The organism is Burkholderia sp. MSh2 (assembly GCF_000731655.1).
In the GTDB taxonomy this organism is placed as follows: domain Bacteria; phylum Pseudomonadota; class Gammaproteobacteria; order Burkholderiales; family Burkholderiaceae; genus Burkholderia; species Burkholderia paludis.
Window position 1 is genome coordinate 106065 of record NZ_JPGM01000004.1, and the last position, 21433, is coordinate 127497.

General features: G+C 68.4%; 20 protein-coding genes and 1 tRNA gene. 17 read left to right on the forward strand and 4 right to left on the reverse strand.

The annotated features are described in order from the left end of the window. The first annotated feature begins 4 nt into the window (after nucleotides 1-4). The 9 genes from GQ57_RS03005 (at nucleotide 5) to GQ57_RS03045 (ending at nucleotide 9786) form a co-directional block, all read left to right on the forward strand. Nucleotides 5-2605 carry a phage tail protein gene (locus tag GQ57_RS03005; RefSeq protein WP_034197042.1) on the forward strand — a complete coding sequence of 867 codons (2601 nt, stop codon included), beginning with the start codon at nucleotides 5-7 and terminating at the stop codon, nucleotides 2603-2605. Nucleotides 2606-2620: 15 nt separating this feature from the next. Further along, the gene (locus GQ57_RS03010) at nucleotides 2621-3307 is read left to right on the forward strand and encodes a tail fiber assembly protein (RefSeq protein WP_034197043.1); all 687 of its coding nucleotides are present in this window, start codon (nucleotides 2621-2623) and stop codon (nucleotides 3305-3307) included. 55 nt (nucleotides 3308-3362) lie between these two features. Next, nucleotides 3363-4535 carry a phage tail sheath protein gene (locus tag GQ57_RS03015; protein WP_034197044.1) on the forward strand — a complete coding sequence of 391 codons (1173 nt, stop codon included), beginning with the start codon at nucleotides 3363-3365 and terminating at the stop codon, nucleotides 4533-4535. A gap of 28 nt (nucleotides 4536-4563) precedes the next feature. Beyond that, on the forward strand, nucleotides 4564-5073 hold the full coding sequence (locus tag GQ57_RS03020; RefSeq protein WP_034188121.1) for a phage major tail tube protein: 510 nt from the start codon (nucleotides 4564-4566) through the stop codon (nucleotides 5071-5073). 71 nt (nucleotides 5074-5144) lie between these two features. Beyond that, on the forward strand, nucleotides 5145-5543 hold the full coding sequence (locus GQ57_RS03025; protein WP_034197045.1) for a phage tail assembly protein: 399 nt from the start codon (nucleotides 5145-5147) through the stop codon (nucleotides 5541-5543). Between the two features lie 8 nt (nucleotides 5544-5551). Continuing rightward, nucleotides 5552-5665, forward strand: coding sequence for a GpE family phage tail protein (locus GQ57_RS38735; RefSeq protein ID WP_006484104.1), 114 nt, complete (start codon nucleotides 5552-5554; stop codon nucleotides 5663-5665). Between the two features lie 15 nt (nucleotides 5666-5680). Then, a complete protein-coding gene (locus tag GQ57_RS03035) occupies nucleotides 5681-8263 on the forward strand; it encodes a hypothetical protein (RefSeq protein ID WP_034197046.1) in 2583 nt (860 codons plus the stop codon). A 24-nt stretch (nucleotides 8264-8287) separates the two neighbouring features. Next, nucleotides 8288-8719 (forward strand): phage tail protein, encoded by a 432-nt coding sequence (locus tag GQ57_RS03040; protein WP_034197047.1) that lies wholly within the window; start codon nucleotides 8288-8290, stop codon nucleotides 8717-8719. Continuing rightward, nucleotides 8716-9786: a phage late control D family protein gene (locus GQ57_RS03045; RefSeq protein WP_034197048.1), complete on the forward strand. Its 1071-nt coding sequence runs from the start codon at nucleotides 8716-8718 to the stop codon at nucleotides 9784-9786. Before GQ57_RS03040 ends, GQ57_RS03045 begins: the two co-directional genes overlap by 4 nt. A gap of 176 nt (nucleotides 9787-9962) precedes the next feature. On the opposite strand, the gene GQ57_RS03050 is transcribed toward GQ57_RS03045, so the two are convergent. After that, on the reverse strand, nucleotides 9963-10259 hold the full coding sequence (locus GQ57_RS03050; protein ID WP_034197049.1) for a hypothetical protein: 297 nt from the start codon (nucleotides 10257-10259) through the stop codon (nucleotides 9963-9965). 332 nt (nucleotides 10260-10591) lie between these two features. Next, nucleotides 10592-11083, reverse strand: a complete 492-nt coding sequence (locus GQ57_RS03055) for a helix-turn-helix domain-containing protein (protein WP_063934550.1) — start codon at nucleotides 11081-11083, stop codon at nucleotides 10592-10594. Nucleotides 11084-11178: 95 nt separating this feature from the next. Between GQ57_RS03055 and GQ57_RS03060 the strand changes: the two genes are divergently transcribed. The 6 genes from GQ57_RS03060 (at nucleotide 11179) to GQ57_RS03080 (ending at nucleotide 16895) form a co-directional block, all read left to right on the forward strand. Then, nucleotides 11179-11394: a hypothetical protein gene (locus tag GQ57_RS03060; RefSeq protein ID WP_034197050.1), complete on the forward strand. Its 216-nt coding sequence runs from the start codon at nucleotides 11179-11181 to the stop codon at nucleotides 11392-11394. Nucleotides 11395-11574: 180 nt separating this feature from the next. Then, on the forward strand, nucleotides 11575-11823 hold the full coding sequence (locus tag GQ57_RS03065) for an ogr/Delta-like zinc finger family protein (protein WP_006485448.1): 249 nt from the start codon (nucleotides 11575-11577) through the stop codon (nucleotides 11821-11823). A gap of 164 nt (nucleotides 11824-11987) precedes the next feature. Continuing rightward, nucleotides 11988-12254 carry a hypothetical protein gene (locus tag GQ57_RS03070; RefSeq protein WP_034197051.1) on the forward strand — a complete coding sequence of 89 codons (267 nt, stop codon included), beginning with the start codon at nucleotides 11988-11990 and terminating at the stop codon, nucleotides 12252-12254. Between the two features lie 5 nt (nucleotides 12255-12259). Beyond that, a complete protein-coding gene (locus GQ57_RS03075) occupies nucleotides 12260-15052 on the forward strand; it encodes a toprim domain-containing protein (protein WP_034197094.1) in 2793 nt (930 codons plus the stop codon). Nucleotides 15053-15462: 410 nt separating this feature from the next. Continuing rightward, nucleotides 15463-15897: a helix-turn-helix domain-containing protein gene (locus tag GQ57_RS41280; protein ID WP_152603181.1), complete on the forward strand. Its 435-nt coding sequence runs from the start codon at nucleotides 15463-15465 to the stop codon at nucleotides 15895-15897. Beyond that, nucleotides 15810-16895 carry a tyrosine-type recombinase/integrase gene (locus GQ57_RS03080; protein ID WP_244980408.1) on the forward strand — a complete coding sequence of 362 codons (1086 nt, stop codon included), beginning with the start codon at nucleotides 15810-15812 and terminating at the stop codon, nucleotides 16893-16895. The genes GQ57_RS41280 and GQ57_RS03080 overlap by 88 nt, the downstream gene beginning before the upstream one ends. 3 nt (nucleotides 16896-16898) lie before the next feature. Here the strand turns inward: GQ57_RS03080 and GQ57_RS03085 are convergent. Continuing rightward, nucleotides 16899-16974 (reverse strand) — tRNA-Arg (locus GQ57_RS03085). A gap of 251 nt (nucleotides 16975-17225) precedes the next feature. Between GQ57_RS03085 and GQ57_RS03090 the strand changes: the two genes are divergently transcribed. Then, nucleotides 17226-18143 (forward strand): c-type cytochrome, encoded by a 918-nt coding sequence (locus tag GQ57_RS03090; RefSeq protein ID WP_034197052.1) that lies wholly within the window; start codon nucleotides 17226-17228, stop codon nucleotides 18141-18143. A gap of 124 nt (nucleotides 18144-18267) precedes the next feature. Here the strand turns inward: GQ57_RS03090 and GQ57_RS03095 are convergent, their stop codons facing one another. Further along, nucleotides 18268-20355, reverse strand: coding sequence for a UvrD-helicase domain-containing protein (locus tag GQ57_RS03095; RefSeq protein WP_031397043.1), 2088 nt, complete (start codon nucleotides 20353-20355; stop codon nucleotides 18268-18270). Between the two features lie 277 nt (nucleotides 20356-20632). On the opposite strand from GQ57_RS03095, the gene GQ57_RS03100 reads away from it, so the two are divergent. Next, entirely contained in the window at nucleotides 20633-21340 is a 708-nt protein-coding gene (locus tag GQ57_RS03100) for an SGNH/GDSL hydrolase family protein (protein WP_034197053.1), read from the forward strand. The last annotated feature ends 93 nt before the right edge of the window (nucleotides 21341-21433 follow it).

Consider the following 21433-nt stretch of genomic DNA (forward strand, 5'->3'; position numbering starts at 1 on the left):
GCACATGGCAACCCAGATCATCATCACCGACGCCGGCCGTGCCGCCCTCGTCGCCGCCGGCAACGGCGGCACGAGCGCCCACCAGGTCGTGGAAATCGGCCTGTCGAACGCTCCGTTCGTCGCCGACAAGGGGCTCACGAAGCTGCCGAACGAGCTGAAGCGGATCAAGTCCTTCGGCGGCGCCAACGTCGCGCCGGACACGATCCACACGACGCTGAAGGACGACACCGCGGACCAGTACTCGCTGTACGGGTTCGGCCTCTATCTCGAGAACGGCGTGCTGCTGGCCGCGTACGGCCAGACGACGCCGATCATGGAAAAGTCGCCGGCCGCGCTGCTGCTGCTGTCGACCGACATGCAGTTCACCGCGATCGACGCGACCAAACTCGTGTTCGGCGACGCGTCGTTCCTGAATCCGCCGGCGACCACCGAGCGGCAGGGGGTGGTCGAGCTGGCGACGCAGGCGGAAGTGAATGCCGGCGGCGACGATACGCGTGCCGTCACGCCGAAAACGGCTGCGTCGCGGTATGCGGCATTGACCGGCGCCAAGTTCACCGGCCCGGTCGCGACCGAATTCGATGCCGGCCCGGACACCGCGCATGTGTCGATTCGTCCGCCGACGGGCAAGAACGGACGCGAAAGCCGCGTGCGCCTGCACGGCACGTTCGGCGGCAACAACCCGGATACCGGGTCGCGCCTCGTCGCGACGATGCGCGCGGGTTTCGACAACGGCTCGTGGGGGCGTGAATACGTCGACGTCTGGCTGAACCGCAACGCCAACGACAACCAGAGCGATGCGAACCAGGCGCGTGCGCTGCGCATCGGCTACGGCGGCCGGGTGCTGGTGGGCGACGTCAAGAACGACGACGGCGATTCGCGGCTGCGCGTCGGCGGCGATATCGCCGCCGAAGGCACGAGCTATTCCAGGAATGCGTCGATCGACGGCGGCGCCGGCAACTTCTCGACCCTGTTCTTCGGTGACGGCGGCAAGTTCCGCTGGTCGATGTTCAAGCGCGATGGCGCGGCAACTGGCGGGAACAATGGCAACGACTTCGGCATGAACGCGTTCGCCGACGACGGTGTCACGCAGTTCCCCGCATTTCGTGTCAGTCGCGGCACACAGACATTCTCGGTCGCGAAGCGGCTGCTCGTCGGTGATACCCGCGATGACGGCCGCAATGTGATTCAGGCGGCGGGAAATGCAACTTTCAATGGTGGGTTGATCTCGCGGGCGATGGACGCCAACGGTGCTCAGTTTCGGGCAGTCTATGGCGACTACGGCGCGTTCCTGCGCAACGACGGCAAGGATATGTATCTGCTGTCGACCAGCAAGGGCGATCCAGACGGCCCAGGCAACGGATTCCGGCCGTTTTCCTGGTCTCTCGCCGACGGCACCGTGCGCATCAGCAACAGCGGAGCCTGGACGGACATCGGTGGCGATCTTAGAGTCGGGAAGAATACGGACGAAGGGCGCATCAGAGTCGGTCCCATCGATGGCTACTTTTACGCCAACGCGAAGACGGTCGGCTGGTGGAGCGACAACGACGCATTCCAGTATTTTCGGGAAGATCGCACCTTCCGCGTGAACGGCAAGCCGGTATGGCACACCGGCAACCTGACGCCGCTCGATCGCGCGACAGGCGGCACGATGGCCGGCGATCTCCAGTTCGACCCAGGCAAGCGGCTTTTCCTGTCGGAAGGCAGCGCCGGGGTACCGTCCCTCACGTTCAGCAACGACGGCACACCGGACACCGGCCTGTATCACATCAACGACGGAGCGTTCGGCGTCACGTGCAACTCGACCCCGCAGGTGACGTTCACGCCGGGCGGCACCGTCTTTCAAACGCCCGTGCGAGCGCCAACGCCCGCCGCTGCCGACCGGTCGACAGCGCTCGCCACAACCGAATGGGTACTGGCCGCGCTGTCAACGACCTCCATCGGCCAGATCGTTTTCGAACCGCGCACATCGGTACGTTCGGGTTTCCTCAAAGCCAACGGCGCACTCGTCAATCGCGCCGACTACCCCGCACTGTGGGCATACGCGCAAGCCAGCGGCGCACTGGTGACGGACGACGAATGGCAGAAGGCCTTGTGGGGCAGCTTCTCGCACGGCAACGGCACGACGACGTTCCGTCTGCCGGAGCTGCGAGGCGAACACATCCGGTGCTGGGACGACGCACGCGGCATCGACACCAATCGAATCCTCGGCTCGTGGCAGGACAGCGCGAACCGATGGCACGGCCACGGCGCGAGCGCGAATGAAGTTGGCGATCACTCGCACTCAGCGTGGACTGACGGCCAGGGACAACACGGCCACGGCGTCAATGACCCGGGGCACGGTCACGGTGTCCGGATGGGGCGCGTCGGTGTCGTCGCCACCTCTTATGGCCAGGGCTGGGGCCCATACAACTGGGACCGGCAGGACCTGCATGGCACCGAAGGCGCCGGAACCGGCATCTGGCTCAACGAAGCCGGCAACCACGGCCACGGGGTCGGCATCGGCGGCGCCGGCCGCCACAGCCACGCCATCACCGTCAACGGTGACGGCAGCAACGAAGCACGGCCGCGCAACGTCGCGCTGCTCGCCATGATCCGCGCCTACTAACCTGGATAACGAAACATGCTGATCCATCACTACAGCCAATCAAACGGCGAATACCTGAGCAGCGGCCAGCCCGATGCCGATCCGCGCAACCCCGAACGCTGGCTCGTGCCGTCATGGGCGACGTTCGACGCGCCGCCGGCGCGCACGCCGACGACCTGGCCGTTCTACCGCGACGGCGCGTGGACGCTGCTGCCGGACTTCCGCGGCCGCGTCTGCTATCGCACCGACACGGGCGAAGCGGTCGAAATTGCCACCGCCGGAAAGACGCCCGACGAACTCGGCCTGACGACCGAGGCGCAACCGTCGACGCGCCACGCGTGGATCGACGGCGCGTGGGTCATCCCGGCCGCGCTGCTCGAGCGCGAGAAACGCGACGCCGCGATGGCCGAGTTCGAACGCCGCCTGGAAGCCGCGCGCAAGGCCAACGCCGGCAAGGCCGACGCGTACGCCGCGGGCCTGCTCGACGACGAAGGCATCTATTACTTCAAGGCCTGGTCGGCCTACCAGATGGCGCTCGTTTCGGTCATCCAGGCAGACACGTTCCCCGATTCTGTGACGTGGCCGACTACGCCGGCGCCGTACGTAGCGCCTCCGCCTTCGCCCCCGCAGCCGCAGCCGCAGCCGCAGCCGGAGCCGGAGCCGGAACCCCAGCCTGACGAACCAAGCGCACCTGCAGCTCCGGTCGCGAACCCCGCGACCTGATCCGCACGGGATTCCTCCCGTTCTCTTTCATCTGCAAACACAGGAGCCACACACCATGCCGCAGGATTACCACCACGGCGTACGCGTCATCGAAATCAACGAGGGCTCGCGCCCGATCCGCACCGTGTCGACGGCCGTCGTCGGCATCGTCTGCACGGCGTCCGACGCCGACGCCACCGCCTTCCCGCTCGACACGCCGGTCCTTCTGACCAACGTCGTGGCCGCGCTCGGCAAGGCTGGCACCAAGGGCACGCTGCGCCGCACGCTCGACGCGATCGGCCGGCAGACCAAGCCCGTCACGATCGTCGTGCGCGTCGCCGAAGGCAAGGACGCCGCCGAAACGGCGACCAACGTGATCGGCAGCGTCACCGCCGACGGCAAGTACACGGGCATGAAGGCGCTGCTCGGCGCGCAGGCGCGCTTCGGCGTGAAACCGCGCATCCTCGCGACGCCGGGCCTCGACACGCAACCCGTCGCCGCCGCGCTCGCGTCGATCGCGCAGTCGCTGCGCGCATTCGCGTACGTGTCGGCCAACGGCTGCAAGACGAAGCAAGAAGCCGTCACGTATCGCAAGCAGTTCAGCCAGCGCGAACTCATGGTCGTCTGGCCGGATTTCCTCGCGTGGGACGACACGACCAACACGACCGTCGTCGTGCCGGCCACCGCATACGCGGCCGGCCTGCGCGCGAAGATCGACAACGACACCGGCTGGCACAAGACACTGTCGAACGTCGGCGTGAACGGTGTCACCGGCATCAGCGCCGACGTGTCGTGGGATCTGCAGGACCCGGCGACGGACGCCGGCTTCCTGAACGAGCAGGACGTGACGACGCTCGTGAACCGCAACGGCTTCCGCTTCTGGGGTTCGCGCACGTGCTCGGACGATCCGCTGTTCGCGTTCGAGAACTACACGCGCACCGCGCAGGTCATCGCCGATTCGATCGCCGAAGCGCAGATGGCGATCATCGACGGCCCGCTGAACCCGTCGCTGCCGCGCGACATCATCGAGACCATCAACGCCAAGTTCCGCGAATGGATTTCGCAAGGCTACCTGATCGGCGGCTCGGCCTGGTACGACCCGGAGCCGAACACGACCGACGTGCTGAAGTCCGGCAAGGCATATCTCGACTACGAATACACGCCGGTTCCGCCGCTCGAAAACCTGATGCTGCGCCAGCGCATCACCGACCGTTATCTCGCCGATTTCGCCGCGCGCGTGAGCGCGTAACGACCGGCCTCACCAGGAGTCAAACACGATGGGTATGCCTCGCAAACTCAAGGGATTCAACCTGTTCCAGAACGGCGAGAACTTCGTCGGCCAGGTTGTCGAAGTCACGCTGCCGAAGCTCACGCGCAAGATGGAGGACTACCAGGGCGGCGGCATGAGCGGCCCGATCAAGGTCGACTTCGGGCAGGAAGGCATCCAGCTCGAATGGACCTGCGGCGGCTTCATGCGCTCCGTGCTCGGCCAGTACGCGATCACGAAGCACGACGGCGTGCTGCTGCGCTTCGCCGGCGGTTACCAGTCCGAGGATTCGACCAGTGTCGACGCGATCGAGATCGTGATCCGCGGCCGCCACAGCGAAATCGACCCGGGCACCGCGAAATCGAAGGAAGACACCGCGTTCAAGGTAACGACCGTCGCCAGCTACTACAAGCTGTCCGTGAACGGCCAGGACGTGATCGAGATCGACTTCGTCAACATGATCGAGAAGGTCAACGGCAACGACCTGTTCGCGGCGCTGCGCAACGCGATCGGCCTGTAATCGGCCGCCCGGCCGGCCATACCGGCCGGGTTTCTCCGCCGCTCCTCCCGACAGATCACCACAGGACCACCATGAATCCGATGCAATCCGAACCGGCCGTGCACGACCTGCAGGCCGACGCCCCCGTCGCGACCACTGCGGCCGCCGTGGCCGCCGACGCCGCGCCCGAACAGGACGATCCGGCAACGCACACGCTCGATACCCCGCTCGTGCGCGGCAGCCAGACGATCACCTCGATCACGCTGCGCAAGCCCAAATCGGGCGAGCTGCGCGGCGTGTCGCTGTCCGACCTCGTCAGCCTCGACGTGGTCGCACTGTCGAAGGTGCTGCCGCGCATCAGCTCGCCGATGCTGACGGAAGCCGACGTCGCCAACATCGACCCCGCCGACCTCGTGCAACTGGGAGGCATCTTCGCCGGTTTTTTGATGCCGAAGGCCGTGAAATCCCGACTGGCCTCCCAGACCGCATAGAAGACCCGATGGCGGACATCGCGACGGTGTTCGGCTGGACGCCACCCGTGATGGACGCCTTCAGCCTGGCCGAGCTGATGGACTGGCGCGAGCGCGCGCGAGTGCGCGCCGGCGCCCAATGAGCGAAACGAGCGACGATGGACAACACCACGAAACTGCGCGTCATGTTCGACCTGGTCGACAACATGACGAAGCCCCTGCAAATGATGCTGACCGGCAACCAGGGGCTGGCTGCATCGCTGCGCGCGACCCGCCGCGAGCTGGACGACATGGCGAAGACGCAGAAGCGCATCAGCGAGTTTCGCGATTTGCGCAGCGGCGTAGCCAGGACGGCGACCGATCTCAAGCTGACTAAGCTGCGCATCGGGCAGCTGCGCGTGTCGCTGCGCGAGTCCGGTCCGCCGTCGCGCCAGATGATCGACGATTTCGACAACGTGCAGCGCTCGGCAACGGAACTCACGGCCACGCAAGGCAGGCAGGTCGCACGCATCCGCGAGTTGCGCGCGCAGCTGATCGGTGCGGGCGTCGAGACGCGCAATCTCGATCAGCACGAGCTCAATCTGGCCGTGAACAGCAGGCGACGCCAGGCGCAGATGCGGGCCGACGTGCTCGCGTACGACGACGGGCGCCGCAAACGCGCCGAAGCACGGCGCGCGAAGCTCGAATCGCTGCGCGCCGTCGGCCAGAAGTGGACGGAGCGCGGCAAGGCCGTCAAGGGCGTCGGCACGGAAATGTTCGGCATGCTGTCCAAGCCGCTCGACGCCGCGAAGCAGGCCGAAAGCGAAACCTTGCGCATGCGGGCGCAGGGCGCCTCGGCCGACGCCGTGAAATTCGCGCGCACGCAGCAGGTCAGCGGCCAGTCGACCAGCGACAACCTGACGCTGATGCGCGAATCGCTGTCGGCGCTCGGCGGCGACGAGCAGCGCGCGCGTGTCATGATCCAGACCGTGGCGGAGATGAAGTCGGCCAACGAGGCGCTGTACGGCAAGGACGAAGCGAAGGCGAACGTCGACAAGTTCATGGGCATGCTGAAGGTGATCGACCTGCGCGGCCGCACGAAAGACAAAACCGCAGGCGCCGGCGAAGCGGATGCCGTGCAGAAGATGCTGCTCGCGACCGGCGGCAACGTCAGCAGCGACGAGTGGAACAATTTCGCGGAATCGGGCGGCGGCGCAGCCCGGCGCCTGCGCACGGACGCGTTCTACTACCAGATGCAGCCGCTCATCGAGAAGCTCGGCGGCAAGGCCGCCGGCGAAGGGCTCGCGGCGCTGTCCGGCAGCGTCCTCGAAGGCAAGGCGAGCGCACCCGCCGCCAGGCGGCTGGCGGCGCTCGGCCTGGTCGATCCGAAACAAGTCAGGCACGGCAGGAACGGCGCGATCAGCGGGCTCAAGCCGGGCGCGCTGGCAGGCAGCGCCATGCTGCAGGCTTCGCCGCTCGAATGGCTCGAAAAGGTGCTGCTGCCGAAGCTCGCCGCGAAAGGGATCACGAGCCCCGACAAGATCAAGGCCACGATCGCGACGCTGTTCCCCGACAAGGCCGCGGGCGGCCTGCTCTCGAAGATGGTCGAGCTGCGCGAGCAGATCCACGACACCGAACGGCAGAGCGCAAACGCCGACGGCATCGGCGCGCTCAACGCGAAAGGCATGGCGTCGACGCAGGGCCGCGAGCTCGCCGCGCTCGCGCAGCTGCGCGATCTGCAGCTCGAGATCGGCGAACGGGTCGCCCCGCTCTACAACAAGGCGCTCGACCTCACGGCCAGCGCGATCGGCAAGGTCGTCCGGTTCATGCGCGAGCACCCCGCGGCCGCGAACGTGATCGTCACGACGCTGACGGTGCTCGCCGGGCTGTTCGTCGCCGTCGGCACACTCGCAACCGTATTCGGCACCGTGCTGAGTGCGCTCCCGGTGCTCCAGTTCGCGTCGTCGATGCTCGGCGCGTTCGGGATGATCGGGCAGGCGCTGCTGGTGCTGGGCCGCCTGGCGCTGGCCAATCCGCTGCTGGCCGTGATCTCGGTGATCGCGATGGCCGCGTTCTACGTCTGGCAGCACTGGGACACGCTCGGCCCGAAATTCATCGCGCTGTGGGAAACCATCAAGGGTGCGTTCGGCGCGGCCGGCGACTGGATCACCGCCAAATGGGACGCTACCGTCGAGTGGGTGAAGACCTCGCTCGCCGGCATCGGCGACTGGTTCGGCAGCATCGGCACGCGCTTCCAGGAAATCGGCGCCAGCCTCGTTTCGGGGCTCGTCGACGGCATCACGAATCGCCTCGGCACGCTGAAGGATTCGGTCGGCAACCTGGGCAGCTCGGCGCTCGGCTGGCTCAAGGAAAAACTGGGCATGCAGGATTCGGCTGCATCAGCCGCACCCGGCAACGGCACGGGTGGAGCCGACACCAGCACCACCCCAACCCGCACGATCCGCACCGCCGCCGCGCTCACGACCGCCGCCGCACTCGTCGGCCCGCCCGCCTTCGCCGCGAGCCCGGCGATCGGCGCCGCCGCGCCGCTCGAGCGCTACAACACGCCGCTCGACTACCGCCCGCCACTCACCGCGCCGGCTGCCTTCGCGAGCGCCGCGCCCGCGTCCGGGCCCATCACCATCAACATCGCGCCGCCGCCCGGCGCCGATCCCGCCGAGATCGCGCGCCTCGTGCGCGCCGAACTCGAGCGCGCCGAACGCGCGAAGGCGTCACGCACCGCGTCGCGCCTGTCCGATTGATTGTCCGCCGGAGGAAACCCGCCCATGATGATGTCGCTCGACCAGTTCGTTTTCAGCCTGGCGACCACGCCGTACCAGGAGCTCCAGCGCCAGCGCAACTGGAAGCATCGCACCAGCTCGCGCATCGGCGTGCGCGACGCGAGCCAGTTCACCGGCGCCGGTGACGACACGATCACGCTCACCGGCATCGTCGCGCCCGACAACGGCATCGGCGAGATCGCGTCGATCGAGGCGCTCGCCCGGATGGGCGACAACGGCGACGCGTACGTGCTCGTCGACGGCAACGGCAACGTGTACGGCGCATACGTGATCGACAGCCTCAACGAGACGGCCTCGTACCACACGAAGGAAGGCATAGCGCGCAAGATCGCGTTCACGCTGACGCTCAAGCGCGTCGACGACGGCGTGCTCGCCGAAGTGCAGCAGGACGACGAAACCGGAGCCGACGAGCAATGAGCACCGTGGAACGCAAGCCGGGCGACGCGCCGGCCCGCGCGGGACGCGTGCAGCCGCAGGCCGACTACCGCATCACGCTCGACGGCCGCGACCTGTCGCGCCTGATCGCGCCGAACCTGGTCAGCCTGTCGCTGTCGGAGTCGCGCGCCGACGAAGCCGACATGCTCGACCTCGTGCTCGACGATGCGCAGGGCACGTTCGCGATCCCGAAGCGCGGCGCGAGCATCAAGCTGTCGATCGGATGGGTTGGCGAACCGCTCGTCGACAAGGGCGCGTTCACCGTCGACGAAGTCGAGCACGCCGGCACACCGGACGTCATCACGATCCGCGCGCGCTCGGCGTCGATGACGAACGGCATGCACGAGCGCCGCGAGAAAAGCTGGCACCGGCAGACGATCGGCGCGATCGTGCGCACCATCGCGACGCGCTACGGGCTCACGGCCGCCGTCGACGCCACGCTCGCCGCGACGCGGATCGACCACGTCGACCAGACGCAGGAGTCGGACATGTCGTTCCTCACGCGTCTCGCGAAGCGCTACGACGCGGTGATGACGGTGAAGGACAAGCACCTGCTGTTCACGCCGATCGGCAGCGGCAAGACGGCCAGCGGCAAGACGCTCGACGTGCTGGCCATCACGCGCGCGAGCGGCGACCAGCATCGCTATCACATCGCGCAGCGCGACAGCTACACGTCGGTGCGCGCGCACTACCACTCGAACGGCAGCGCGCGGCGGCTGTCGGTGGTCGTCGGCGACGCCAGGGGCAAGAACGTCAAGGTGCTGCCCGACGATTACGCGACCGAGGACGAGGCACGCGCGGCCGCGCAGGCCGACCATGCGCGCACGCAGCGCGGCCAGTCGACGCTGAGCTACACGCTCGCGCTCGGCCGACCTGAACTGTTTCCCGAGATGCCCGTCACGGTGACGGGCTTCAAGCCGGAGATCGACGACACGCCTTGGCTCGTGAAGAAGGCGACGCATACGATCGGCGACGGCGGGTTCACGACCGCGCTCGAACTCGAGGTACGCGATGCGCCGCAGAAAAAGCGCGGCGGCGGCAAGCACTGATCGGTGGGGAAGCGGCCGTGCCGGACACGCGATCGCGTGTCGTCGATCGCGGTGGCAGATTCAGGGGTTCGGCGGGGATGAGGTGAGGCAACGCACGCATGCGCGGCCTGGATTCGATACTTCGACATGGCGGCCGGCGCGGATGCCGGCCGGCAGGAATCGGTGGTGACGACGGTTCAGCTCGATTGCTGACGCCCGCCGAGCGAGATGCGCGGATCCCGCGCGTCACCGCATTGCTGCAACGTGGCACGCGCATCGCGCAGATTGGCCATCGCCTGCAGCGCGGCTTCGAGCACCTGCCCGACCGACAGCATCGCGTTGTCGATCGCCGCATGCGCATCAGCCCGCTCGCCGTCGGTCAGGTCCGAACGATATCGGGGCGGGCCCATCGTCAATCCACGCGTGTCCGCGCGATGATCGGCGCGATCCATCGCACCGATCGTCCCGTTGTCGTGCTTCCTGTTGGTGTCCATTTTTCCGGTCTCCGCAAACACAGTCATCACCGGGGGCCGCCTGACGCGACGGGCCGCCTCGGAACGCCCCACCGCCAGCTCGCCGGCTTTCAGAATGCTAAACCAATACTGTATGGATATACAGTCTTTCGTCCGATTTTATCCGATGCCCATGCGCGACGTCCTCACGGCATCGTGGCGGTATCGGGAAACGAAAAGGATGACGGGCGCCCTCGCCGCCGCACGCGCGACGGATCTCGAACCGGGCTGGAATCGTACGAAAAGCGGCAGCGTATTGCGCGCCGCGAGCACGCGCGCCGGGTGAGGTTGCGGGGCGCGGCCGCGCCGGCCGCTTACTTCTTCGGTTGTTTCGCCGCGCGTTCGGCCTTCAGCCGCTCGACCTCGGCCATCGCGCGCTCGACGTTTTCCGCGGTGCGCTGATCGAGCGCCGCGCGGCGCTTTTCGGGCACGCGCTTCGCGCGCCGCGGCGTCGCGGCCTGCACCATCGCGCCGGTGCTGATGCAGCTGACGAGGAATGCGTGCAGCGACGCCTTGCCGGCGTCGTTGAGCTGCCGGTACATCGCGAGCACGTCGGCCTCGTCTGCGTCGCGGGTGCCCGCCTCCGGCGCCGCCTCGCCGGCTGCGCGCCGTTCGCCGGTCAGCACGTAACCGATATCGACGCCGATTGCGCGAACGGCCAGCAGATAGGTCGCGTCGGGAGCGCGCTCGTCCGACTCGTACGCCGACTGTGAGCGTCTCGCGACACCGCCCACGGTCGCGAACTCGTCCTGACTGAGCCCGATCCGCAAGCGCTCGTCCCGCAAGCGACTCCCAATTTGTGCCATAAATTACCCATTAACAATTGACGCGTCATTTTTTGCTCATTACACTAGCCTCACCGTAACGCAAGACTATTTCCGCAAAGCAAAGTATACCGACCATGACCACACCCAAAGGCCCACGCCGTTCGCCGCGCGGCACGATGTCGGACAAGCCCGTCTACGTGGGGCTGACGCCCGCCGAGCGCGGCGAACTCGAACAACTCGCCGCGCAGCGCAACCGCTCGATCTCCAGCATGGCGCGCGAATTGATCCGGCTCGGCGCCAGCCACTTGCGCGCGATCGCGGCGCCACGCGCCCGCTCCGCCCGCCATTGAACCCGGGAATCGCCATGTTCCGCGCTTTCGAACGCTTCCCGGTTCCGGTGTCCGCCGCATCGATTGTGAATCGCGCGTGCGCCCGCACCAATCCGCCGATCGGCCAGTCGCGCAGCCCAGGCACGCGCCCGGCCCACGATCGGCGCCGGCCACGCGCAGTCTCCCGCCCGGAGTAAGCCCATGCGAATCCTGAACCGCTGCCCGCATTGCCGCACGCGCGCCACCGCACGCAGCAGCCGCGAAATGTCGCTGACGTTCCGCGAAATCACCTTCCAGTGCTCGAACCCCGAGTGCGGCCACACGTACGTCGTCAACATGGAATTCGCGCGCACGCTGTCGCCGTCCGCGATCCCGAACCTGTCGTTGCAGTTGCCGCTCTCGCCGCACGTGCGCGAACGCCTCGCCGCGCAGCTCGAGCTGCCCGTCTGACGCCCTAGACCCTTCGTTCCGCGTTTCCCTCGCATCGTGCCCATGCGGCGCGAGGGATCGCTTTTGCCATTGAAAGGACACCTCATGAACACGATCCGCGCAGGCCGCGCAGGCCGCGCAGGCCGCGCAAGCCGCGCCGGCGCCTTCGGCCCGGAGGCACGCCCATGAACCGCTACCCCGTCGAACCCGCGCCGCACGACGCCGCGCTGCGCGCCGCCATCGCGGCGGCCGCCGGCACGCTGTGCTTCGACAACCCGCCGGACAGCCTCGCGCGGCAGCACGCTCTCGCCCGCTTCGTGTCGGCGCTCGCCGATCGCCTCGCGCTCGGCTTTCCGCACTCCGCCGCCGCGCTGCGCGCGCTCGCCGCTTCGCCGGCGACGGCCGGCAACCCGGCGCAGCCCACGCCCACGCAACCCGAACGGCAGCAATGACGAAGATGGCTTCGATCGACGAACTGAAACGACACATCGACCTGCACGATCTCGCCGGCCGTCTCGGCCTGAAACGCGGGCGCGGCGGCGAACGCGCGCTCTACCACTCGCCGCAGCACGCGGACCGGAACCCGTCGCTGTCGATCTACGCAAACCACCCGAAGTACGGCACCGGCTGGCGCGACCACAGCGCCGACGCCGGCGGCTCGTGCATCGACCTCGTGATCCATGCGCGCGGCGGCACCGTCGCCGACGCCGTCCGCTATCTGCACGACGCGTACTGCCTCCCGCTCGACCATCAGGCGCCGGCCGAGCGTCGCGAGAAAACGACCGTCGAATACATCGCCGATCGTTGCTTCGCCGAGCGTGACCAGGTCCGCGAATACCTGGGCGGCCGTGGCATTTCCGCCGGCGCCATCGACGCCGCGATCGCCGCGCGCTCGCTAGGCTTCAACACGTGGACCAGCTCGAAGGTCGCCGCCGGCGAAGTCGGCCACGCCGGCCCGGCCGCCGCGTTCATCGTCCGCGCCTCGGGCGATGCGCGCGTCGTCGCGGTCGACATGCGCTACGTCGATCCGGCGCTCAACGGCGGTGTCAAGACGCAGACCCAGGGCGACAAGGCCGGCTACGGCTGGACCGCCGACGCGCGCCGGCTCGACCGGGCGAAGCGCGTGGTCATCGTCGAAAGCGCGATCAACGCGCTGTCGATCGACACCTGCGCGCTGCCCGGCACGGCCGCGCTCGCGCTGCGCGGCCTCGCGAACGTCGCGCACGTCGACTTCGCGTTCCTGCGCGGCAAGCAGGTCACGATCTGCCTGGACAACGACGAGCCGTTCGCGGACGGCCACCCGCGCGCCGGGCAGCGGCCTGGCCCGGAAGCCGCGTGGGCGCTCCACGAGCGGCTGACCGCGCTCGACATCAGCGCGGTGCTGGTCGACCAGTCGGACTGGCTCGCGGATCTCGCGGACGCCGGCACCGCGCGCGCGCCGATCAACGATGTGAACGACTACCTGCAGCTGCGCGGCCCGGCCGACCTCGCACGCGCGCTCGACCAGCTCGAACCGTGGCTCGTCGCCGGCCTGCCCGGCGATGCGTCGCGCCGCGGCCGGCCGCGCATCTTCCTGCCGCCGCACGATTTCGCGCAGTACTGGCGCTTTCGTGTGCGGCCGGACTTCACGAGCTACATCACGAAGATGGACCGCAACGAGGAGTCGGGCGTCGACACGCCGGTGATGACGGACCTGTGCGGCTTTCGCATCGCCGGCATCAGCCGTGTGGCCGTCGCGAGCGCGACGTCGACGATGACGGGCGACGCCGACCAGGCGCCCACCGTCTACTTCGCGGTGTCGGTGCAGGCGCCGCGCCACGGCGCGCAGCTGATCCGCCGCGTGATGCTCGACGACCAGCTGCACAACGTCGACCAGTGGGGCAAGTTCGGCCCGATCTGGGCGCCGGCGCCGTTCAAGCGGATGGTGAACATCCTCGAGCGCGGCGCCGATCTCGGCGCGCGCCGCGCCGCGAACTTCGTCGGCCTCGCGTGGCGCGACGGCCGGCTGATCGTCAACGAAGGCCCCGACTGCTACTTCACCGAAGCGGACAAGCAGTGCCCGTATCACAACCTGACGTTCCCGGGCGGCCCGGTGAGCGACGCGCGCCGCGTGATCGCGGCTTACCAGACGACGTTCCGGCAGAATGCCGCGACGATCCCGCTCGTGTGGGCACTCGGCGGCCACCTGAAGGCGCTGCTCGGCTTCTGGCCGCACCTCACGATCCAGGCGAACAAGGGCGCGGGGAAATCGACGCTCATCAAGCGGCTCGAGCGCTCGCTCGCATTCACGATGTTCTCGGGGCAGTCGCTGCAGACCGAGTTCCGGCTGCTGACCAGCATCAGCCACACGAGCCACCCGGTCGGCTGGGAGGAACTGTCGGCGCGCCGGCAGGACGTGATCGACAAGGCGGTCGGGCTGCTGCAGGAGAACTACCAGTACACGGTGACGCGCCGAGGCACCGACATGACCGAATACCTGCTGTGCGCGCCCGTGATGCTCGCCGGCGAGGACGTGCCGGTGCGCAGCCTGCTCGGCAAGCTCGTGCGCACGACGCTGACCGGCAAGCGCGGACCGCTGCTGCCCGACGACCTGCCGCGTTTCCCGGTCCGGCAATGGCTCGAATTCCTGACCGGGCTCGACCGGCGCACGGCGCTCGACCAGTACGCGACGCTGCGCGACAAGGCGCTCGCCGGCTGCCGCGCGAGCGGCGAGGACGACGGCGCGCGGCGCATGGCCGGCAACTACGCGGCCATCGGGCTCGCGTGGCGCTACCTGTGCGAGTTCGCGGGGATGGACCCGAGCGAAGGCGATTTCGCGCGCGACCTGGTCGCCGAGATGAACGGCCACGTCGCCGAAACGAGCGCCGACCGCGAGCCGTGGGTCTGGATCATGGAAACGGTACTGTCGGAAATCGACGGCGGCAACTACAAGCATCCGTACACGTTCGACACCGTCGACGGTGAATTCTGCCTGCTGCTGCGCACCGGGCACGTGATGGATCACCTCGCGCACACGAGCGCGCTGCGGGACAAGTGGAACGCGCTGCCGGTGAAGTCCGACCGCGTGTTCAAGGCGCAGCTCAAGCATGCCGGCGTCGTGGTCGGCGAGAAGGAAGTCGAGCGCCGCATCTACATGCGACGCGTGCCGTACCTAACGCCGGTGTCGCTCGAACGCCTGGCCGCATTCGGCCTGCACGTGTCGGTGCGCGAGGACCTGGCGACCGACGCGCTGCACGGAGCCCGCGCATGAGCCGCGCACCGGAAAGCCGGCTGGCGCGCGGCTCGTGCCACGGGGAGCGGGCACGCAGTGCACACGAGTCGTGGTTGTCGTGGTTGCCGGCTCGCAAGTCCTTGATTCCTGACGGAACTGCCGCCATGCGTCGATCGGGATTCGCCACGTGTTGCGCCGTTTTTGCCACGTGTCCGGTTTGGCCAAGGGCCGTCGCGCCTTCCTCTCCTTCTCTCTTCAATTCATTGAAAGAGAAGAAGAAAACGTACCGGGAAGCCACAGCGCCCGGCCGCAATCGCACGCCACGAGTCCGTCGCGCATTGCCATCGGTCGCGGGCAACGACGCGGTTTCGCGCCACGGGTTCCTCGCGGCCGCCATGCATGAATGATGGCGGCCGATGACAAACAAAACTCTTGAACATCAACGTGTTATGCGCCCTTCACCCGCGATCCATCCTTCCACGAGTTGCGCTGCGTGCCCGCCCGCCGCACCGCCCGCCGCACCGCATGCCGGTGACGCGAACCCGGCGACCGTCGACCTGTCCGGCGCGGCGGCGCTGCTCGGCGCGCATCCCGAAACGGTGCGCCTGAAGGCCAAGGCCGGCGCGCTGCCCGGCCGCAAGGTCGGCAAGCGCTGGATCTTTTCAGTCGTCGCGCTGCAGCGCTACCTGGCTGGGGAATGGCTCCCGCGCGCCACGCAAAACGATCAGCATCAACAACAGGAAACCCGCCCATGTCGCTCTACAAACGGGCAACCAGCCCGAACTGGCAATACAAGCTGCACCCCCCTGGCGGCGGAACGCCGATACAGGGAAGCACTGGCACCCGCGACAAAGCGCGGGCCCAGGAATTCCACGACCGGCTGAAGGTCGACCTGTGGAACCAGGCACGGCTCGGCACGAAGCCGCGTCATTCGTGGAACGACGCGGTCGTCCGCTATGTCGGCGAACGCGCGGGCCTCGCGAGCCTGGAGACCTCGAAGATCCATCTGCGCTGGCTCGACCGGCACCTGTCCGACGTCGAACTCACCGACATCGACCGGAACCGGATCGACGCAATCGCGCTCGCCAAGCGCCGCGAGCCGCGCACGGTGCGCACGCGGCACGGCGTCGTCGAGACCGGCCGCGCCGTCAGCGACGGCACGGTGCGCCGCGTGATCGGCGTGCTGAAAGCCGTGTTGAACGCGGCGGTCGAATGGGAATGGCTCGCGCGCGCGCCGGTCACGAAGCACGCGAAGGTCGTGTCGAAACGGATCCGCTGGCTGACGCCGGCCGAGGCGGAGCGGCTGCTCGCCGAGCTGCCCGCCCATCTCGCCGACATGGCGCGCTTCAGCCTCGAAACCGGCCTGCGCCGCGCCAACGTGACGGGGCTGCAATGGTCGCAGGTCGACCTCGAGCGGCGCGTCGCGTGGATCCATCCGGACCAGGCGAAGGCGCGCAAGGCGATCACGGTGCCGCTGTCGGACACCGCGATCGCGGTGCTGCGGCGCCAGCGCGCGAGCCCGCGCGCGCCGGCATGCGCGGACAGCGTGTTCGTCTACCGCGGCAGGCCGGTCCATCAGACGGCCACGGCGGCCTGGGCGAAGGCGCTGCGGCGCGCCGGCCTGCACAACTTCCGCTGGCACGACCTGCGCCACACGTGGGCGAGCTGGCACGTGCAGCGCGGCACGCCGCTACAGGTGCTCAAGGAGCTGGGCGGATGGGAAACGATGGAGATGGTGCAGCGGTACGCGCACCTGTCGGCCGATCACCTGGCGCAATGGGTCGCGCCGCTGACGGCCGAAACGACGATGACGGCGACAGCTGCAATCCGGCTGCAACGGGATGACGCGACGAACGGGGAAAACGGCGGAGAACCTGACTAGACTTGGCGCGCCCGGCTGGGATCGAACCAGCAACCCCTGCCTTCGGAGGGCAGTACTCTATCCATTGAGCTACGGGCGCCTGTGACAGTGAAGCGACCCCAATATACGGACCGCCCACGATTGGCAAGACGGCAAGGATACCCGGTTTCCAATGACGCGTCCACCTCGCCCGCTGAAACCCCGCCGGGCCATGCTGGGTGCGGGTAAACACGCGCCATCGCGCCGCTCGCCGTGATGTAAACGTTCCGTCTATAATCGTCCGTGCTTCATTAGACTGCCATTTGCCGTTGCACCGCGCTCACAATTCCTATTCACGGAGACGAGGCAAGCATGAGCGAAGCACCCCACGAATCTCCCGTCAAAACTCCCGGGCAACTGATCGCCGTCATCATCGCGTCGTTCGCGATTCCGATCATCCTGATCGTGCTGTTCGCCAACTATGCGAACCATGCGTTCCGTCTGGGCGCCGGCACCGATGCCCTCTCCGACGAACAGGTCGCCGCCCGCATCGCCCCGCTCGCGCAGGTCGACGTGAAGGACGCCAACGCGCCCCGCACGTACAAGACCGGCGAGGAAGTCTACAAGGCCGTCTGCGTGACCTGCCACGGCACGGGCGCCGCCGGCGCACCGAAGTTCGGCAACAAGGACGACTGGGCGCCGCGCATCTCGCAAGGCTTCGACACGCTGCTGAAAACGGCCCTCGCCGGCAAGGGCGCGATGCCGCCGCGCGGCGGCACGAACCCCGACGACGTCAGCGACTATGAAATCGCCCGCGCGATCGTCTACATGGCGAACAACGACGGCGCGAATTTCCCCGAACCGGCCGCACCGACCGCCAACGCGGCGCAGCCCGCCAGCGGCGCGACCGCTACGAGCGCGGCAGGCGCGACCGGCGCCTCGGACACCGCCGACGCCGCCAGCGCGCAAATCGCCGCGGCGCAGGCCGCGATCGCCGCGATCCCGAAGGCCGGCGCAACGCCCGCGGCCGCGCCGACCAGCGCCGACGCCGCATCGGCCGGCAAGGCGCTGTACTCGTCGGTCTGCCAGGCCTGCCACGCAGCCGGCGTACTCGGCGCGCCGAAGTTCGGCAGCAAGGAAGACTGGGCGCCGCGCCTGAAGGACTCGATGGACACGGTCTACAACTACGCGCTGCACGGCAAGGGTTCGATGCCGCCGAAGGGCGGGTCGAACGCGTCGGATGCCGACGTGAAGGCGGCGGTCGACTACATGGTCAACGCATCGAAGTAACGCCGGCGCCGGCCAGTAAAAACCCCCGCGAGGCACACGCATCGCGGGGGTTTCGTTTTGGTGCCGGACTAACCGGCAACGGGCCAGCGAACCGGCGGTCCGTCGAACCGCCGGCGCCACCGCATCACTTCTGCAGCAACGCCTTCAGGCTCGCGAGCCGGTCCTTCGGCGACATCGGCGCTTCTTCCGGCGTGGGCGGCGGCGCGTCGTCGAGCCCCATCTCGGGGATGAAGCGCGACGGCTCGCACACGACCGTCTCGCGCGCCCGCTTGCGCTTCTTGCACCAGTTCAGATGCAGGCTGCGCTGCGCACGCGTGATCGCGACGTACATCAGCCGGCGCTCCTCCTCGATCCGCTCGCTGTCGACCGGGCCATCGTCCTCGCTGCCGCCGCGGTGCGGCATGATGCCCTCCTCGACCCCGACCAGGAACACGTGCGGATACTCGAGCCCCTTCGACGCATGGACGGTCGACAGCCGCACGGCGTCCGGATCCTCGTCCTTGCCCTCGAGCATCGACATCAGCGCGACGGTCTGAATCAGGCCGAGCAGGTTCTTGCCCGTATCGGCGAGCCCGTCCGCGTTGTGGAAGCCTTCCGCCTCGCCGTCGACGGCCTCCGTCTCGGGCTTGGTGCCCTTGCGCTTCAGCCATTCGAGGAATTCGAGCACGTTCTGCCACTTCGACTGCGCCTGCCGCTCGTCGAACGCGTCGTACAGGTACGCCTCGTAGTGGATCGCCTCCATCATGTCGTCGAGCACGACGGTGGCGGGATCCTTGTCCGCGCGCTCGGTCAGCCGCTGGATGAAGTCGCAGAACATCCGCAGCGGCTCGACCTGCCGCGCCGACAGCCGCGCCTCGATGCCGCCCATGTACACGGCCTCGAACAGCGACACCTTCGCCTGGCCCGCGAACGAGCCGAGCGCTTCGAGCGTCGTGTTGCCGATCCCGCGGCGCGGCGTCGTGATCGCGCGGATGAACGCGGGATCGTCGTCGGCGTTCGCGATCAGCCGCAGGTACGCGCAGAGGTCCTTGATCTCGGCCTTGTCGAAGAACGACTGGCCGCCCGACAGCACGTACGGGATCCGTTCGCGCCGCAGCACCTGCTCGAAGATCCGCGCCTGGAAGTTGCCGCGGTACAGGATCGCGTAGTCGCGGAACTGCGCACGCCGCTCGAACTTGTGCGCGGACAGCCGGAACACGACCGATTCGGCCTCGTGCTCCTCGTCGTTGCACGGCGTGACGGTGATCGAATCGCCCATCCCGTGCTCGGACCACAGCTTCTTCTCGAACAGCTTCGGGTTGTTCGCGATCACGTTGTTCGCGGCGGTGAGAATGCGCACCGTCGACCGGTAGTTCTGCTCGAGCTTGATCACGTGCAGCTTCGGGAAATCCTTGCCGAGCTGCGCGAGGTTCTCGAGCGTCGCACCGCGCCAGCCGTAGATCGCCTGGTCGTCGTCGCCGACGGCCGTGAACGCGGCGCGCGGGCCCGCGAGCAGCTTCAGCAGCTCGTACTGGCACGCGTTGGTGTCCTGGTACTCGTCGATCAGCAGGTAGCGCAGCTTGTTCTGCCAGCGGTCGCGCACCTGCTCGTTCTTCGCGAACAGCTCGGCGGGCAGGCGGATCAGGTCGTCGAAGTCGACCGCCTGATACGCGTGCAGCGTCGCCACGTAGTTGCGATAAACCAGCGCGGCCTGGTGCTCGTCCTCGTTGGCCGCGATCGCCATCGCCTCCTCGGGCATGATCAGGCCGTTCTTCCACAGCGAGATGATGCTCTGGATCTTGCGGATCAGGCCCTTGTCGGTCGTGCCGATCTGCTCCTGGATCATCCCGAAGCAGTCGTCCGAATCCATGATCGAGAACTGCGGCTTCAGGCCGACATGCTCGGCCTCCTGGCGCAGGATCTGCACGCCGAGCGAGTGGAACGTGCAGACGGTGAGCTGGTTGACGGGCACCTTGCGGCCTTCCTTGCCGGGCGTGGTGAGCGTCTTGCCCTCGAGCAGCTTCGACACGCGCTCGCGCATTTCTGCGGCCGCCTTGTTCGTGAACGTGACGGCGGCGATGTGGCGCGGCTCGAAGCCTTTCGCTTCGATCAGGTGCGCGATCTTCTGCGTGATCACGCGGGTCTTGCCGCTGCCCGCGCCGGCGAGCACGAGACAGGGACCGTCGAGGTAGCGCACCGCTTCGTTCTGGGCGGGATTGAGGCCTGCGGACATGATGGCGGATGGTGTTGCGGTTGACGGCGGGACGCCGGGAGGATGCCGTGCGCGACGGGCTGGCGAAGCAGGCGGACACGCGGGCAGGACGCGCATGTTAACACGTCGGCGGCGCGCTTTTCCGAAGCGCCGCCGGGCGGGGCCGCGCGGGCCGATCGGCCGGCCGCCCCCTGTCCGTTCGGCCAATCCGGCCCCGTTCGCGCGCCGATCGGCCACAATATGTTCACCCCGGCGGCGCCGCGCGCCGGCCCGCCTGAACCGCCACCGGATCGACATCATGGGATACCCGCTCGCCACCGCCGCCCTCGGCCCGCTGCTGTTCGCGCAGGGGCGCTATGTGCGCCGCGTCACGCCGCGGCTGCCCGAGGCGGCCGGCCCGCGCGACGGCGTGGCCGGCGACGGCCCGCCGCTGCGCGTGCTGGTGGTCGGCGATTCCGCCGCCGCGGGCGTCGGCGTCGCGACGCAGCGCGACGCGCTGTCCGGGCAGCTGGTGCACACGCTCGCGGCCACGCACCGCGTGCGCTGGAAGCTGCTGGCGCGCACCGGGCTCACCACGCGGGAACTGGCCGACTGGCTCGCCGCCGAGCCCGCCGAGCCGTTCGACGTGGCCGTCACGTCGCTCGGCGTCAACGATGTGACGGGCGGCGTGCCGCCGGCCCGCTGGCAGGCGCAGCAGGCCGAACTGGTCCGGCTGCTCGCCGCGCGCTTCCGGGTCGGGCACGCGATCCTGTCGGCGGTGCCGCCGATGGAGCGCTTCCCGGCGCTGCCGCAGCCGCTCGCGTGGTATCTCGGGCTGCGCGCGAAGCGGCTCAACACGGCGCTCGCCGGCTGGGCCGCCACGCAGCCGCACTGCACGTTCCTGCGCGTCGCGCTGCCGCTGGAGCGCCACCTGATGGCCGCCGACGGTTTCCACCCCGGCGCGGCCGCCTGCTCGGCGTGGGCCGGGCAGGTCGCCGCGGCCGTGCTGCGACGCGTGAACGCGTGACGCGGGGCGGCGCGGCGCCCGCCGCCCCGCCGCCGCGCTTGTCGTGCGCTTGTCGTGCGCTTGTCGTGCGCTTGTCGTGCGCTTGTCGTGCGC

Excerpts from the sequence above, each read along its gene's own strand:
- GQ57_RS03005 (WP_034197042.1), top strand. The coding sequence starts at position 5 with ATGGCAACCCAGATCATCATCACCGACGCCGGCCGTGCCGCCCTCGTC.
- GQ57_RS03010 (WP_034197043.1), top strand. The coding sequence starts at position 2,621 with ATGCTGATCCATCACTACAGCCAATCAAACGGCGAATACCTGAGCAGC.
- GQ57_RS03015 (WP_034197044.1), top strand. The coding sequence starts at position 3,363 with ATGCCGCAGGATTACCACCACGGCGTACGCGTCATCGAAATCAACGAG.
- GQ57_RS41280 (WP_152603181.1), top strand. The coding sequence starts at position 15,463 with ATGCGCCCTTCACCCGCGATCCATCCTTCCACGAGTTGCGCTGCGTGC.
- GQ57_RS03045 (WP_034197048.1), top strand. The coding sequence starts at position 8,716 with ATGAGCACCGTGGAACGCAAGCCGGGCGACGCGCCGGCCCGCGCGGGA.
- GQ57_RS03035 (WP_034197046.1), top strand. The coding sequence starts at position 5,681 with ATGGACAACACCACGAAACTGCGCGTCATGTTCGACCTGGTCGACAAC.
- GQ57_RS03095 (WP_031397043.1), bottom strand. The coding sequence starts at position 20,355 with ATGTCCGCAGGCCTCAATCCCGCCCAGAACGAAGCGGTGCGCTACCTC.
- GQ57_RS03025 (WP_034197045.1), top strand. The coding sequence starts at position 5,145 with ATGAATCCGATGCAATCCGAACCGGCCGTGCACGACCTGCAGGCCGAC.
- GQ57_RS03060 (WP_034197050.1), top strand. The coding sequence starts at position 11,179 with ATGACCACACCCAAAGGCCCACGCCGTTCGCCGCGCGGCACGATGTCG.
- GQ57_RS03020 (WP_034188121.1), top strand. The coding sequence starts at position 4,564 with ATGGGTATGCCTCGCAAACTCAAGGGATTCAACCTGTTCCAGAACGGC.
- GQ57_RS03090 (WP_034197052.1), top strand. The coding sequence starts at position 17,226 with ATGAGCGAAGCACCCCACGAATCTCCCGTCAAAACTCCCGGGCAACTG.
- GQ57_RS03070 (WP_034197051.1), top strand. The coding sequence starts at position 11,988 with ATGAACCGCTACCCCGTCGAACCCGCGCCGCACGACGCCGCGCTGCGC.
- GQ57_RS03075 (WP_034197094.1), top strand. The coding sequence starts at position 12,260 with ATGGCTTCGATCGACGAACTGAAACGACACATCGACCTGCACGATCTC.
- GQ57_RS03055 (WP_063934550.1), bottom strand. The coding sequence starts at position 11,083 with ATGGCACAAATTGGGAGTCGCTTGCGGGACGAGCGCTTGCGGATCGGG.
- GQ57_RS03040 (WP_034197047.1), top strand. The coding sequence starts at position 8,288 with ATGATGATGTCGCTCGACCAGTTCGTTTTCAGCCTGGCGACCACGCCG.
- GQ57_RS03050 (WP_034197049.1), bottom strand. The coding sequence starts at position 10,259 with ATGGACACCAACAGGAAGCACGACAACGGGACGATCGGTGCGATGGAT.
- GQ57_RS03065 (WP_006485448.1), top strand. The coding sequence starts at position 11,575 with ATGCGAATCCTGAACCGCTGCCCGCATTGCCGCACGCGCGCCACCGCA.
- GQ57_RS38735 (WP_006484104.1), top strand. The coding sequence starts at position 5,552 with ATGGCGGACATCGCGACGGTGTTCGGCTGGACGCCACCCGTGATGGAC.
- GQ57_RS03100 (WP_034197053.1), top strand. The coding sequence starts at position 20,633 with ATGGGATACCCGCTCGCCACCGCCGCCCTCGGCCCGCTGCTGTTCGCG.